Origin of the sequence: Roseovarius albus (assembly GCF_900172335.1) — a bacterium.
Taxonomy (GTDB): Bacteria; Pseudomonadota; Alphaproteobacteria; order Rhodobacterales; family Rhodobacteraceae; genus Roseovarius; species Roseovarius albus.
In genome coordinates, this window is record NZ_FWFX01000011.1 from 127153 (window position 1) to 139648 (window position 12496).

Sequence of the window (12496 nt, forward strand, 5' to 3'; positions counted from 1 at the left end):
ATGTATTTTTAGCCATGAGACTTACTTACCGTCAGGTCGAATACCTCAGAGAGCTTGCCCGTCACGACAGTATAGCCGCAGCCTGTAAGGTCTTGGCTATTTCGCAATCGTCCGTGTTGGCTGCAATCGATGTCGCCGAAGATGTGACGGGCACTCAATTGTTTACCCGCCGCAAAGGACACGGCATTGCTTTGACCCCCGCCGGGCGGACGTTTTTGATTTCAGCGCATCGGTTTCTCGCATCCGGAGAAGAATTCTCGCGGGCTTTGGAGCAATTTTCAGAAACATCCGGTGCGACGCTCCGCGTTGGATGTTTTGTCCCCTTCGGTGCTCTTCTGATCCCTCCGGTGATAAAGCGCTTTATTGAACACTACGGAGATTGCGAGTTCATTCTGCTCGAGGGCGACCAAACGGAGCTGCGGTCCTGGCTGGCCGCCGGTGAGGTGGATCTGATCGTCACCTATGACATCGGTCAGGAATTCGGAAGCAGCACAACACCCATCTGCAAGTTTCCAACACACGCTTTGGTTCATGCCGATAGTGATATTGCAACGATGCTCGCCGTATCGCTTAAACGACTCGCGGAACACCCGCTGGTCTTGCTCGATCTGCCGGAGACGCGTGTCTATTTGCTGGGCCTGTTCGACAATGTCGTGAATCGTCCAAAAATCGGCCTTCGGACAAGATCATATGAAACCGTCAGATCGGCTGTCTCAAATGGATTGGGCGTTTCGATTCTCAACATCAAGCCAACGCCCGAGACGATCCCGGACAATGACAACCTTGCGCGAGTTCCCCTTCTGGAGAGGCTCCGCGAACCAACATTGCTGGTGGCAGATCCCTATGGTGATCAGAAACCTGCAAGCGTCGCAGCATTCATCTCCGTTCTGCACCAATACATAACCGAGTTAGGTCCAAATCAGTTTGCTGTGGTCAAGCCAGAGGATGCCAAGAGCCTGATGTTCCCGGCACCCTAAGCGCTTATGCAAGGACACCGTGGGTGCGCAATTCCGCCTCCAGACGACTGATCACATCCTGGTGGAAGGCATCGGCATATGCGTCCGGCTGCTGCCCGTTGATGCGCGCATGAAGCGGATCTTCGGCGTGAATTTCAGAACCTGACATTTCCTCAAGCATCGCGTGCCCACAGAACGGTACATACAGTTCGGAATAGCCGCCCTCATGTGCCGCAACCATGCGCCCATTTGTGACGTCCATCACCTGCCGCGTCATAAGCCGGTATGTTTCGGGCGAGCACATCATTCGTGCCAGAGGATCAAAGCCAGACGCATCAAATCCGCAGGCAATAATCACAAGGTCGGCATTGAAATCCTTGAGCTTTGGAACAACAAGCCGCTCCATCACATCCAGATACGCTTTGTGCCCGCATCCCGGCGGCAGGGGAATATTCATATTGTATCCCGCGCCTGCGCCAGTACCGGCCACTTCGGTGCCGCCGGTATCATGCGGGTAGCATCTGTCCTGGTGGATCGAAATGGTCAGAACATCGCTTTGGTCAATGAAGATTTCTTCGGTGCCGTTTCCATGGTGCACATCCCAATCGATGACAGCAAATTTCTTGCCCAAACCCTGCGCGCGGGCGGCTTCGATTGCGATGGCTATGTTTGCAAGCAGGCAGAATCCGTTGGGGAAATCCGGCAGGCAGTGATGCCCGGGCGGGCGCGACAGCGCATAGGCATTTCGGACCTGGTTGGTTTGCACCAGCGTGACGGCTTCTGTCACCAATCCTGCGGACAAGGCGGCAATTTCGAAGGCCCCTGCGCCGAAGGGCGTTCGCAAGCCCAGCTCGCCACCCCCATTGTCTGACATCTCCTTGAAGGTCTCAAGGTAACTCTTGGGATGGACACGCAACAGGTCCTCCATTGTCGACGGCGCCGCATGGCGCATATCGAGCCAATCCGACAGCCCGGTCACATCCATCAGGTTCTTGAGCCGGCGCTTGGTTTCCGGCGCTTCCGGAAGGCCCCCGGAGACCATGGGTTGAACCAGGCCACCCACAGGTGAGAGCAATGCGTAGTTGCCGCCATAATGCCAAAAGCACTTTTCATCCCAAAGAAATGCAGTCTTGTCGCTCATTTCGTGTCCTTGCCAGTGTTTCCGTGGGTGGAAAGCATGTGCGCGGCGGCGGCAAGCGCCCCGCTGCCATGCTCAATGCGCTGTGCGATCAGGGCGGTTTCGATCGCGCCGAGAACGCCCATGATCATGTGAATATTCAGGTGGCCCATATGACCAATCCGGAAATGGTCTTCCAGTTCTTCCTGAGGAAACCCAAGTGAATTGCCCAGTGTGACCCCTGCTTCATTCTGACACCAGGTGCGGATTTTATGCGCGACACCGGGCAGCGTGTTGATCGTTGTCACACCGGTTGCCCGCTTTGCCGGGTCAGTGATGTTCAGGTGCAGTGATCCCGCTTGCGCCCAGACATCGCAGGCCGCCCATATCGCTTTGGCGATTGTTGTATGCCTGGCCCAAACCGCAGGCATCCCTTCTTCATGCACCATCATGTCAAGCGTTTCGCGCAAGGCAAACATCAGGTGACCCGGGGGGCTGCCTGACCAGCGTGGATAAAAGGACTCTGACTTTGCGCGGTCGATCCAATCCCAATATTGACCAGGATTTGCGCGCGCACGGGCCCCGTCCGCTTTGTCATTAAAGAAGACAAACGCCAAACCGATCGGGTTCATCATGCCCTTCTGCCCGGCCGATACCATGACATCGACACCAAATGCGTCCATCTCAAATCTGTCGCATCCAAGGGACGCAATGCAATCGACCATGAAGAGGGCAGAGTGACCTGCCGCATCGATTGCGGCACGAAGCGCCACAACATCATTTCGCACCGAGGACGATGTTTCAGACTGGACCGCAAGAACAGCTTTGATTTCGCCATTTTTGTCTGCGCCCAGCACTTCTTCCAGGCGCTGCGGATCGGCGCTTTTCGTCATGCCGTATTCGATGAACTCGACCTGAAGCCCCAACGATTGCGCAACAGTTCCCCATTTATGGGAAAAGAAGCCGTTGCTCAGCACAACAATCTTATCCCCGGCGTTCAGCGTATTTCGCAATGCGGCTTCCCATGCGCCGTGCCCATTCGCAAGATAAATCGCAGCAAAACCGTCTGTGCCCGCAACACGCTTGAGGTCGGCAAGAAGACCGTCGGTCATTTCAACCAGTTCACCATCATAAATGCTGGCAGATGGGCGATGCATTGCAGTCAGCACGCGGTCCGGGATCACCGATGGCCCGGGAATAGCAAGTATGGTTCGACCATGATTTAACGACATCTGGTAATCACCCTCTTGATTGCGCAGCGGAAAAGGCGCGGATTTCTATGCGGTTGCACCAAAGCACAAAGTGGAAAAACTATAAAATATAAAATTTAAATCACAAAATACCCATAATGAATTTGTGAGGGCTTCACATAGGTATATCTAAAATATATACTTATACGACCAAATTATATATTTTATAGCGTTTTAGAATCATGCTCAATTTACCTCGCAAATGATGAGGTGAAACCATGATCGACGCACGCAACTTCTACATCAATGGTTCTTGGGTCGCACCACAGGCTCAAGCGGACTGCTCTGTCATCGATCCGTCGACAGAAGAGGTCTACGCAACGATCTCTTTGGGAGATCAGGCAGATACCGATGCGGCCGTTGCCGCTGCAAAAGCAGCCTTACCGATGTGGCGTGCGACTAAAAAAGACGACCGGATCGCGATACTGCGCAAAATCCTTGACGTGTACAACTGCCGTAGCGCCGAAATGGGCGCGGCCATGTCGAAAGAAATGGGTGCGCCGCTTGATCTCAGCAACGGGATACAGACCGGAATCGGCGCTATGCACATCCAGGCTTTCATCGATGCACTGGATGGCTTTGCATTCGAACGCCAACTGCGCGACGACGCGCCCAACGATCAAATCATCTATGAACCTATCGGCGTCTGCGCGCTAATCACCCCGTGGAACTGGCCGATGAACCAGGTCACGCTCAAGGTTATCCCTGCCCTTGCTGCGGGATGCACGATGGTTCTGAAGCCTTCGGAAGAAGCGCCGATGTCCTCCTTGCTGTTCGCGGAAATCCTGGATGAAGCCGGCGTGCCTGCTGGTGTGTTCAACATCGTGAACGGCACTGGCGTGGGCGTTGGAACCCAATTGTCCGGCCACCCGGATGTCGATTTCGTTTCCTTCACCGGCTCGACCCGTGCGGGTGTCGCGATCTCCAAAAACGCAGCGGACACTGTCAAACGTGTCTCGCTGGAGTTGGGCGGCAAGGGCGCAAACATCATTTTTGCCGATGCGGATGCGGACGCGGTCCAACGCGGTGCGATCCACTGTTTCAACAACACCGGCCAATCCTGTAACGCCCCGACACGGATGCTGGTAGAGCGCTCTCGATACGACGCTGCGGTCAAAGAAGCCATCGCCACGGCCGAGGCACAAGCCGTTGATACCGCGTCGAAAACCGGTGATCACATCGGCCCAATGATCAATCAGACGCAATTCGACAAGGTCCAATCGATGATTGAGGTCGGGATCAAGGAAGGTGCCAAGCTTGTGGCCGGGGGCACAGGCCGTCCGCAAGGTCTGAACCGCGGGTATTTTGTCCGGCCAACGGTATTTGCGGATTGCACCAATGACATGGATGTCATGCGGCAGGAGATTTTCGGCCCCGTGTTGTGCATCAGCCCCTTCGATAGTGAAGAAGACGCGATTGAGGTGGCCAATGACACACCTTACGGGCTGACCAACTACGTTCAGACAACAGATCCGGAGCGCGCAAACCGTGTCGCCCGGGCGTTGAAATCCGGAATGGTTGAGATGAACGGGAATTTCCGCTCCGCTGGCGCGCCTTTTGGAGGGTTCAAACAATCCGGCACCGGGCGTGAAGGCGGTGTCTGGGGCTTGGAAGAATATCTCGAAGTCAAAGCCGTTGGTGGATGGTTCCGGGACGTGTAGTTCAAAGGATACGCATACTTTCCGTCCCCATGCCGAGGAATTCAAAATGGCCCTGAATGACAAACAGATCAACGCGCTCGCAGGTGCTTATGACGAAGCCGAGGCGACCCGTATCCTCACCCGCGCGCCTTCATGCCTGTATCCTGACTTCACAATGGCTGATGCTTATAAAGTGCAGTCCGCATGGGTCGATCTGCGCTTGGCCAAGGGTGAAAAAGTCATCGGGCATAAAATTGGCCTGACAAGCCGCGCCATGCAATTGGCCGTGGGCATCGATACGCCTGACTATGGCGTTTTGACCGATGCGATGGTGATCGGAGATGGCGCGGTAATCGCCCCCGACCGGTTTATCATGCCACGGTTTGAGGTCGAGCTTGGCTTCAAGCTCAAGGCGCCGCTTTCGGGCCCGAATGTCACGATATCTGAGGTTCTGAATGCCACGGATTGGGTGATTCCTGCCATCGAAGTAATTGATTGCAGATCGCATCTGGTTGACCCGGAAACAGACAAACCTTTGAACGTCAAAGACTCGATCGCAGATAATGCCGCGAATGGTGGGATCATTTGGGGAGGCTCACCTCAGCGACCCGGTGATGTTGATCTGCGTATGGTGCCCGGGATCCTGTATCGCAATGGAAAAATCGAGGAGACCGGCGTTTCGGCCGGTGTGCTCGGTCATCCTGCCAATGGTCTGGTTTGGCTCACGCGAGAGCTTCACAAGATGGGGGCATTCCTGGCCGCGGGCGAATTTGTTCTGGGTGGAAGCTTTACACGGCCCGTCGCCGGTGCGCCCGGTGACACGATCCAATGCGATTTTGGCGGAATGGGCCAGGTGTCATGCTCCATCGGAGGAGACGCCTGATGCCGGCTCCGACAAACACGTTCAAACAAAACATCCTCGCCGGGATTCGGCAAATGGGATGCTGGGTGGGGCTGGCACACCCCTACGCCGCCGAAATCGCAGGGACAGCTGGCTTTGACTGGTTGTTGATCGACGGTGAACATGCCCCAAACGATCTGCGCTCGATCTCAGAGCAAATCGCGGTGCTGCAGGCCAGCGACAGCACCGTTGTCGTGCGCTTGCCAAATGATGATACCGCTCTGATAAAGCAAACGCTTGATGCGGGCGCGCAAACCCTGCTCATCCCGATGGTCGAAAGCGCAGACCAGGCCCGTGAACTGGTCAGGGCGGTCCGTTATCCGCCGCACGGCATTCGCGGCGTGGGCTATGCACTTGCACGCGCGTCGCAATTCGCGGCGATCCCGGATTACTTTGCGACTGCAGACAAAGAAATCTGCCTGCTGGTTCAGGTCGAAAGCAAGGCGGGGCTGGACGCGCTGGATGATATCCTGGCGGTTGAGGGTGTCGATGGTGTCTTCATCGGACCCGCCGATCTGTCGGTTGATTTGGGGTATGCGCCATCCGCAGATGCCCCCGAAATCCGCGCAATTGTTTTGGACGCGATAGACCGCATTGCAGCGACAGACAAAGCGGCTGGCATTCTCACGCTTGATCCTGAATTCATCGCCGAATGCTTGGCCTACAAGGCGACTTTCGTTGCTGTGGGCATTGATGTCCTGACCCTCGCCGGCGGTTTGAGGGATTTGGCAAAAAACGCCCGGAAGGCCGCTGATGAACTCTGAGCAAAATAACAACGCCTACCTGACAGTTGAGGGGCTTCATAAGTCCTATGGCGATCTTGATGTCATCAAGGGGGTTAGTTTTGCGGGTGCAGAACATGAGGTGATTTCCTTGCTTGGGGCGTCCGGCTCCGGCAAATCGACCATTCTGCGCTGTATCAATCTGCTGGAAATGCCGGATCGAGGCGAAATCACGATCGACGGTGTCCGTCTGCCCCTGTCCGACGCCAGTGCCGGAGAACGCAAAGTCACAGACCAGAAAGCGCTCAGTGCGATCCGTGCCCGTCTGGGGATGGTGTTTCAAGGGTTCAATCTTTGGGCGCATATGACAATCCTTGAGAACGTCATCGAGGGGCCCGTCCACGTTTTGGGTCAGTCGAAAGCAGAGGCCAAGAATCGCGCAGAAGCTTTGCTGGAACGTGTCGGAATTGCCGACAAGCGCAACAATTATCCCAGCCAGCTGTCCGGCGGCCAGCAACAGCGCGTTGCAATCGCGCGAACGCTTGCCATGGACCCCAAGGTCCTTCTTTTTGATGAACCCACATCGGCGCTCGACCCCGAAATGGTCGGCGAAGTGTTGAATGTCATGCGTGACCTCGCAGACGAAGGCCGCACGATGATTGTTGTCACACACGAGATGGGCTTCGCGCGCGAAGTCTCAACTAAAGCCATTTTTCTGCATCAAGGCAGAATTTCCGAGCAGGGTCCGCCCGAGGAGGTGTTTGGCAATCCGCAATCTGCGGAATGTCAGCAATTCCTCGCGAAGGTTCTGTAACCATCACCTAGGGAGAGAACTCATGAAAATTAGTATTTTAGCCGTCGGCCTGCTGGCCGGGGGGTTGGCAAGTGCGGCCTCGGCGCAGGATGTTCTGCGCATCGCAACAGAAGGTGCATACCCTCCGTTCAACAACGTGACAGCCGATGGCGAGTTGGTTGGCTTTGACGTGGAGATTGCGGAGGCCCTGTGTGCTTCTATGGAGCGGGAATGCGAGATTGTCGCTCAAGACTGGGATGGGATCATCCCCGGCCTGGTGAACGACAAGTACGACGCCATCATCGCATCCATGTCGATCACCGAAGAGCGCAAACAAGCCATAGACTTCAGCGCGCCTTATTACAGCAACTACCTCAGCGTTGTCGGCGCGGATGGGACAAGTGCAACGCTTGAAAAGCTGGGCGATGTGTCCATCGGTGCGCAGCGCTCGACGACCGGATCACAATGGGCCGAAGACACCTATGGCAACCGCGCCGACATCCGTCTGTACGACACCAACCCTGCGGCATTCTCTGACCTTTCCGCCGGACGGGTCGAGACAGTTGTGGCCGATTTCCTACCCGCCGCTGAATGGGTGAAGGATAACCAAGATTTTGGATTCGTTGCAGAAAAAATCGATATCGCAGATCAGATCGGCATTGGAGTACGCAAAGGTGAAGACGCGTTGCGCGAGGATTTGAATACCGCGATTGAGGCCATCCGTGCCGACGGGACGTACCAGACCATCAGTGTTAAATACTTCGGTATCGACATTTTCTAGATCCAAAATGAGGGGTCTGACGTTCTGCATGTCAGGCTCCTCTTTTTCACAACTGAGGCACTCGGAAAGCACGAAATGGAACAGATCAACACACTCTTGGGTCCTTTGTCCTTCGGACAGGGCGGATGGGGCGACGATCTGCTCAATGGTGCCTTGCTAACGCTACAACTGGCCCTCTGTGCAATGATCGTCGGGCTGATCTTCGGGCTTGGTCTTGCCGGGATGAAACTTGCCAAATCACGCCTGCTCAGATGGCCCGCATCTGCCTATACCCTCTTCATCCGGGGTGTTCCCGAATTCCTCGTCCTGCTGTTCGTATTCTTCGGGTCCGACAGCCTAATCAACGCCGTCGCCACCTCGCTTGGCTTTGAGGGTGGCTATGAGGTACCAAAGTTTGTCGCGGCCGTCGTCGGTCTATCGATCATCTTTGCAGCCTATGCCTGTGAGATATTTCGCGGCGCTTATCTTGCGGTCCCGACGGGCCAAATCGAAGCTGGCGAATCGATTGGCCTCAGCCGCACCCAGGTGTTCTTTCGCATCCGCTTCCCTCAACTTTGGCGGTTTGCCATCCCCGGTTTGGGAAATCTCTGGATGGTCGTGCTTAAGGACACATCTCTTGCGGCTGTCATCGCCCTAAATGAGTTGTTGCGCATCGCGAAGCTGGGCGGCGAAACCGAACAGAGCCCGCTCCTTTTCTTTGCCGCTGCGGGCGCACTCTACCTCGTGATGACTTCGCTTTCAGATTTTGGCCGAAGCGCGCTGGAACGGCGCGCCAGACGCGGCATGGCGGGAACATAGAGCGATGTATCAAGGCATGAAATTCTGGGTGTCCGATACGATTTGCGCGGGTCTTTCCCCGCTGGCCGGGCCGTTATTAGGCAAAGCCTGCCCACGCTTTGTCGACGGATTCCTCGTCACCACCGAGCTGTTGGCACTCGCCTGTGGCATCGGGTTTTTCCTTGCGATCGCCCTGACATTTGCGCGCATGAGTGGCCGCACCGTTCTGTTGTGGCCTGCACAGGTCTTCGTCTACGTCTTCCGGGGAACACCGCTTCTGGTGCAGCTCTGGATCATCTATTTTGGGGTTGGCAGCCTTGGGGAACAGGGATTGGGGCCGTTTCTGTGGACCTTCTTCAAAAACCCATGGTTAGTTGGCCTCTTGGTCTTGACGCTAAACACCAGTGCCTATGTTTCGGAAATCTTTCGTGGCGGATTGGCCAACATCGAGAGGGGTCAGATGGAAGCGGCTCTGTCCATCGGTATGCCCTGGCTTAGGGCGATGCGCCGGATCATGTTGCCACAGGCCATTCGCATCGCATGGCCCGCCTATGGCAACGAGCTGATCCTGATGATGAAGGGCAGCGCGCTGATTTCAACGATCACAGTGATGGATTTGATGGGGCAGACACGGACGATCTTTGCCCGCAACTTTGACCTCAATACCTATCTCTATGCGGCCATCCTCTACCTTGTGCTGGCGGGTTGCATTTCTGCGTTCGTCGCAGTTATCGAACGGCGGTTTCGGCACGGCACCGCGCGCTGAAGTTGGGGTCAATGACGCGCTGCCGACCGCTCAAGTCTGTCGGGAGCCGCCAAACATGACGAGGTTACCCGCGATGGTCAGAGCGATCCCTGCGATGGCGAGACCGGTCCATTCAAAACTCTCGAATATTGAAGACACAATCAACGCGACAATTGGAAACAACACAGTCGCGTAGCCAGCCTGGGCAGCGCCGATGCGGTCGACCAACATCAGATAGCAGGTGAAGCCAATGACCGACGCAAACACTGAAAGATAAAGCAGTGCTGCGATGTACTGAGTGTCGCTTGGAAGAGGGATCGGGATACCCCGCGTTATGGCGATCAACAAAAGCAATACAGCACCAAGGCCCATGCCCCATGCGTTTGCAATAACGGGCGTGACACCCAACGCACTGTTCTTTCGCGACGCCATATTGCCGAGTGAGAAGAGGCTTGTTCCCAGGGTCGCCCAAGCGATGCCGATTAGCGCATCCTTATTTGTGCTGATCGCGAGGTCTTGCCAAAAAAGCAGAGCCAGCCCAAGGAATCCAATAAGACCTGCACATAAGACGCGCCACGTGATCGCCGTGCCAAAGAACAAGCGTAAATTTAGGGCATTAAAAATCGACGCCAATGAGAAAATGACCGAGACCTGACCGGACGTGATGAAGGAAGTAGCATTGTAGAGCGCGACGAAATTGAGACTGAACAGCAAGGCTGCCTGAAGGACAACGAAGCGCCAGACTTTCGGAAAAACCAGCTTCCCGAATGCGGCCAGAACCAGCAAGAGAAGGACAGAGGCCAAGCCCATGCGATAGGCCACTGAGACCATTACGGGAATGGGTCCGATTTGCCAGGTAATCGCAATCCAACTCGTGCCCCAAACAAACACCGTCATAATGAAAAGCGCTGCGTTGTTCATGATCACGTCTTGGGATCGGGCGAGAAATTCGCGGCGTTCTGAGCTAAAAAAGCGGCATCCTGATCGCTGCCCCAATAAATCGGCCGCGCTTCGGGAATGGTCAACGCCCGCTGCACGGCGGGGCGCGCATCCATGCGTTCCAGCCAAGCTTGCAGATGATCCAGTCCATCGATGGACAAATTGGCAAAACTATGCGCGCGCGCCCACGGAAAAGTCGCCATGTCGGCAATCGTGTATTGGCCTGCGGCCAGCCAGTCTTGGGTCTCGAGCCGCGTGTTCAACACGCCAAGAAGACGCCGAGTTTCAGATTTGTAGCGATCAATGGAAAAGGGCTCATTGTGGCCGTTCGGCGCGGCGATTCGCTGAAAGTACATGGCCTGCCCCATCATCGGGCCCACGCCCGCCATTTGAAACATCAGCCATTGCAAGGTTTCAGACTTTTCCTTTGGCGCGATTGGCAGGAAGCGGTCGTATTTCTCGGCCAGATACCACAGGATTGCCCCGCTTTCGAAAACCGCGAAATCATCATTGCCACGATCGACGATTACCGGAATGCGGCCATTTGGGTTCAGCGCCAGGTAATCCGGCGTCTTTTGATCTTCTTTTGAAAAATCGACCGCTGTCACATCGTAAGCGGCAACCGCCTCTTCCAGGAAAATGACAGGCTTGTACCCGTTCATCGTGGCAGCAGTGTAGAGGTGGATATCCGGTTGCGACATAGGTCTGGCTTTCAAAGGCGATGTGGGACAGGCAGAGCGAATTCGCTCCGCCCGGCTTCTTTGTTACTAGGCCGCGGAAGACAAGGCTTGGTAGTCGATATACCCCTTCTCGTCCCCGCCATAGAGCGTCTCATCATCCACCGAGTTCAGCTCAGCCCCAAGGCGCAGCCGTTCCGGCAAGTCCGGGTTGGAGATGAACATCCGGCCAAACGAAACAGCTGCAGCGCCTTTTTCGACGGCCTCGGCTGCACTGTCTTTGTCATAGCCGCCATTGGCAATGTAATTGCCGGAATAGGCCGTCCGAAGATTTTGGATCAGGTCCTTGTCCGGGCCCGATGGCTCAAAGCCCGGGAACGCCTCGACAACATGCAGGAAGGCCAGTTCACGCTTGTCAATCTCCGCGAACAGGAAGCTGTAGGTTGCGCTCGCTTCGCCGTCATGGATGTCGTTGAAGGTCCCGGTGGGTGACAACCGGACGCCAACCCGTCCACGACCGATCCGCTCGGACACCGCATCGACAACGTCCAGCAACAGCTTGGCACGGTTTTCCGGGCTGCCACCATAGGCGTCCGTTCTATCATTGGTGTTGGTCGATATGAACTGGTTCAACAGATAGCCGTTCGCACCATGGACCTCGACACCATCAAAACCGGCGTCGATGGAGGCCTGTGCCGCATCGGTGTATTCGGTCACAATCGTTTCGATCTCGGCCGCAGACAGCTCTCGGGGTGCCGATACGTTTGCCGGGCCGTCTTCAGTAAAGGTGGGCGCCTCGGCTTGAATGGCCGATGGTGCCAGCGGTGCGTTGCCGTGCGGCAGCAACGATGTGTGGCTGATGCGACCGACATGCCAAAGCTGCAGAACGATCTTGCCGCCCTTCGCGTGAACAGCATCCGTGATCTCTTTCCACGCGGTGATTTGTTTGGCGTTGTGAATTCCGGGGGTGTTGACATAACCCTTGGCCATCGGTGCGATCTGCGAGCCTTCCGAGACTATCAGGCCCGCGCTGGCGCGTTGCGCATAGTACGTCACGGCGATCTCGTGCGGCGTGCCGTCGCGATGGGCGCGGTTGCGCGTAAGGGGGGCCATAAAGACCCGGTTTTTGACGTCGATATCGCCCAGTTTGGTGGGCTCAAAGAGAATGCTCATTCGATTAGTCCTTCGATGTTTGGGT

13 protein-coding genes are annotated in these 12496 nt (G+C 55.8%); 8 read left to right on the forward strand and 5 right to left on the reverse strand.

The window, feature by feature from the left end; genetic code table 11:
- Positions 1-14: 14 nt before the first annotated feature.
- The gene (locus ROA7450_RS15870) at positions 15-977 is read left to right on the forward strand and encodes a LysR family transcriptional regulator (RefSeq protein WP_085806921.1); all 963 of its coding nucleotides are present in this window, start codon (positions 15-17) and stop codon (positions 975-977) included.
- Between the two features lie 4 nt (positions 978-981).
- Here ROA7450_RS15870 and ROA7450_RS15875 read toward each other — a convergent pair whose 3' ends face one another.
- Positions 982-2097 (reverse strand): histone deacetylase-like amidohydrolase, encoded by a 1116-nt coding sequence (locus ROA7450_RS15875; RefSeq protein WP_085806922.1) that lies wholly within the window; start codon positions 2095-2097, stop codon positions 982-984.
- The gene (locus ROA7450_RS15880; RefSeq protein WP_085806923.1) at positions 2094-3305 is read right to left on the reverse strand and encodes a pyridoxal-phosphate-dependent aminotransferase family protein; all 1212 of its coding nucleotides are present in this window, start codon (positions 3303-3305) and stop codon (positions 2094-2096) included. Before ROA7450_RS15880 ends, ROA7450_RS15875 begins: the two co-directional genes overlap by 4 nt.
- Before the next feature lie 236 nt (positions 3306-3541).
- On the opposite strand from ROA7450_RS15880, the gene ROA7450_RS15885 reads away from it, so the two are divergent.
- From ROA7450_RS15885 to ROA7450_RS15915, 7 genes are all read left to right on the forward strand, one after another.
- The gene (locus tag ROA7450_RS15885) at positions 3542-4984 is read left to right on the forward strand and encodes an aldehyde dehydrogenase family protein (protein ID WP_085806924.1); all 1443 of its coding nucleotides are present in this window, start codon (positions 3542-3544) and stop codon (positions 4982-4984) included.
- Between the two features lie 46 nt (positions 4985-5030).
- Complete coding sequence (gene hpaH / locus ROA7450_RS15890; protein ID WP_085806925.1) at positions 5031-5846, forward strand: 2-oxo-hept-4-ene-1,7-dioate hydratase; 816 nt, start codon at positions 5031-5033, stop codon at positions 5844-5846.
- Complete coding sequence (locus ROA7450_RS15895; protein WP_085806926.1) at positions 5846-6628, forward strand: aldolase/citrate lyase family protein; 783 nt, start codon at positions 5846-5848, stop codon at positions 6626-6628. The genes hpaH and ROA7450_RS15895 overlap by 1 nt, the downstream gene beginning before the upstream one ends.
- A complete protein-coding gene (locus ROA7450_RS15900) occupies positions 6618-7400 on the forward strand; it encodes an ABC transporter ATP-binding protein (protein WP_085806927.1) in 783 nt (260 codons plus the stop codon). The genes ROA7450_RS15895 and ROA7450_RS15900 overlap by 11 nt, the downstream gene beginning before the upstream one ends.
- 22 nt (positions 7401-7422) lie before the next feature.
- The gene (locus ROA7450_RS15905) at positions 7423-8160 is read left to right on the forward strand and encodes a transporter substrate-binding domain-containing protein (protein WP_085806928.1); all 738 of its coding nucleotides are present in this window, start codon (positions 7423-7425) and stop codon (positions 8158-8160) included.
- 75 nt (positions 8161-8235) lie between these two features.
- Positions 8236-8958: an ABC transporter permease gene (locus tag ROA7450_RS15910; protein WP_234999558.1), complete on the forward strand. Its 723-nt coding sequence runs from the start codon at positions 8236-8238 to the stop codon at positions 8956-8958.
- Positions 8959-8986: 28 nt separating this feature from the next.
- The gene (locus tag ROA7450_RS15915) at positions 8987-9703 is read left to right on the forward strand and encodes an ABC transporter permease (protein WP_159454073.1); all 717 of its coding nucleotides are present in this window, start codon (positions 8987-8989) and stop codon (positions 9701-9703) included.
- Positions 9704-9733: 30 nt separating this feature from the next.
- Here ROA7450_RS15915 and ROA7450_RS15920 read toward each other — a convergent pair whose 3' ends face one another.
- The 3 genes from ROA7450_RS15920 to ROA7450_RS15930 all read right to left on the reverse strand — a co-directional run bounded on the left by ROA7450_RS15920 (position 9734) and on the right by ROA7450_RS15930 (position 12471).
- Positions 9734-10603: a DMT family transporter gene (locus ROA7450_RS15920; protein WP_085806959.1), complete on the reverse strand. Its 870-nt coding sequence runs from the start codon at positions 10601-10603 to the stop codon at positions 9734-9736.
- Between the two features lie 2 nt (positions 10604-10605).
- Positions 10606-11322, reverse strand: a complete 717-nt coding sequence (locus tag ROA7450_RS15925; protein ID WP_085806930.1) for a glutathione S-transferase family protein — start codon at positions 11320-11322, stop codon at positions 10606-10608.
- A 66-nt stretch (positions 11323-11388) separates the two neighbouring features.
- The gene (locus ROA7450_RS15930) at positions 11389-12471 is read right to left on the reverse strand and encodes an alkene reductase (RefSeq protein ID WP_085806931.1); all 1083 of its coding nucleotides are present in this window, start codon (positions 12469-12471) and stop codon (positions 11389-11391) included.
- Positions 12472-12496: the final 25 nt, after the last annotated feature.

Bases quoted from the DNA above. Each gene is read 5' to 3' on its own strand.
- ROA7450_RS15900 (WP_085806927.1), top strand. From the start codon at position 6,618: ATGAACTCTGAGCAAAATAACAACGCCTACCTGACAGTTGAGGGGCTT.
- ROA7450_RS15925 (WP_085806930.1), bottom strand. From the start codon at position 11,322: ATGTCGCAACCGGATATCCACCTCTACACTGCTGCCACGATGAACGGG.
- ROA7450_RS15875 (WP_085806922.1), bottom strand. From the start codon at position 2,097: ATGAGCGACAAGACTGCATTTCTTTGGGATGAAAAGTGCTTTTGGCAT.
- ROA7450_RS15880 (WP_085806923.1), bottom strand. From the start codon at position 3,305: ATGTCGTTAAATCATGGTCGAACCATACTTGCTATTCCCGGGCCATCG.
- ROA7450_RS15930 (WP_085806931.1), bottom strand. From the start codon at position 12,471: ATGAGCATTCTCTTTGAGCCCACCAAACTGGGCGATATCGACGTCAAA.
- ROA7450_RS15905 (WP_085806928.1), top strand. From the start codon at position 7,423: ATGAAAATTAGTATTTTAGCCGTCGGCCTGCTGGCCGGGGGGTTGGCA.
- hpaH (WP_085806925.1), top strand. From the start codon at position 5,031: ATGGCCCTGAATGACAAACAGATCAACGCGCTCGCAGGTGCTTATGAC.
- ROA7450_RS15910 (WP_234999558.1), top strand. From the start codon at position 8,236: ATGGAACAGATCAACACACTCTTGGGTCCTTTGTCCTTCGGACAGGGC.
- ROA7450_RS15870 (WP_085806921.1), top strand. From the start codon at position 15: ATGAGACTTACTTACCGTCAGGTCGAATACCTCAGAGAGCTTGCCCGT.
- ROA7450_RS15895 (WP_085806926.1), top strand. From the start codon at position 5,846: ATGCCGGCTCCGACAAACACGTTCAAACAAAACATCCTCGCCGGGATT.
- ROA7450_RS15920 (WP_085806959.1), bottom strand. From the start codon at position 10,603: ATGAACAACGCAGCGCTTTTCATTATGACGGTGTTTGTTTGGGGCACG.
- ROA7450_RS15885 (WP_085806924.1), top strand. From the start codon at position 3,542: ATGATCGACGCACGCAACTTCTACATCAATGGTTCTTGGGTCGCACCA.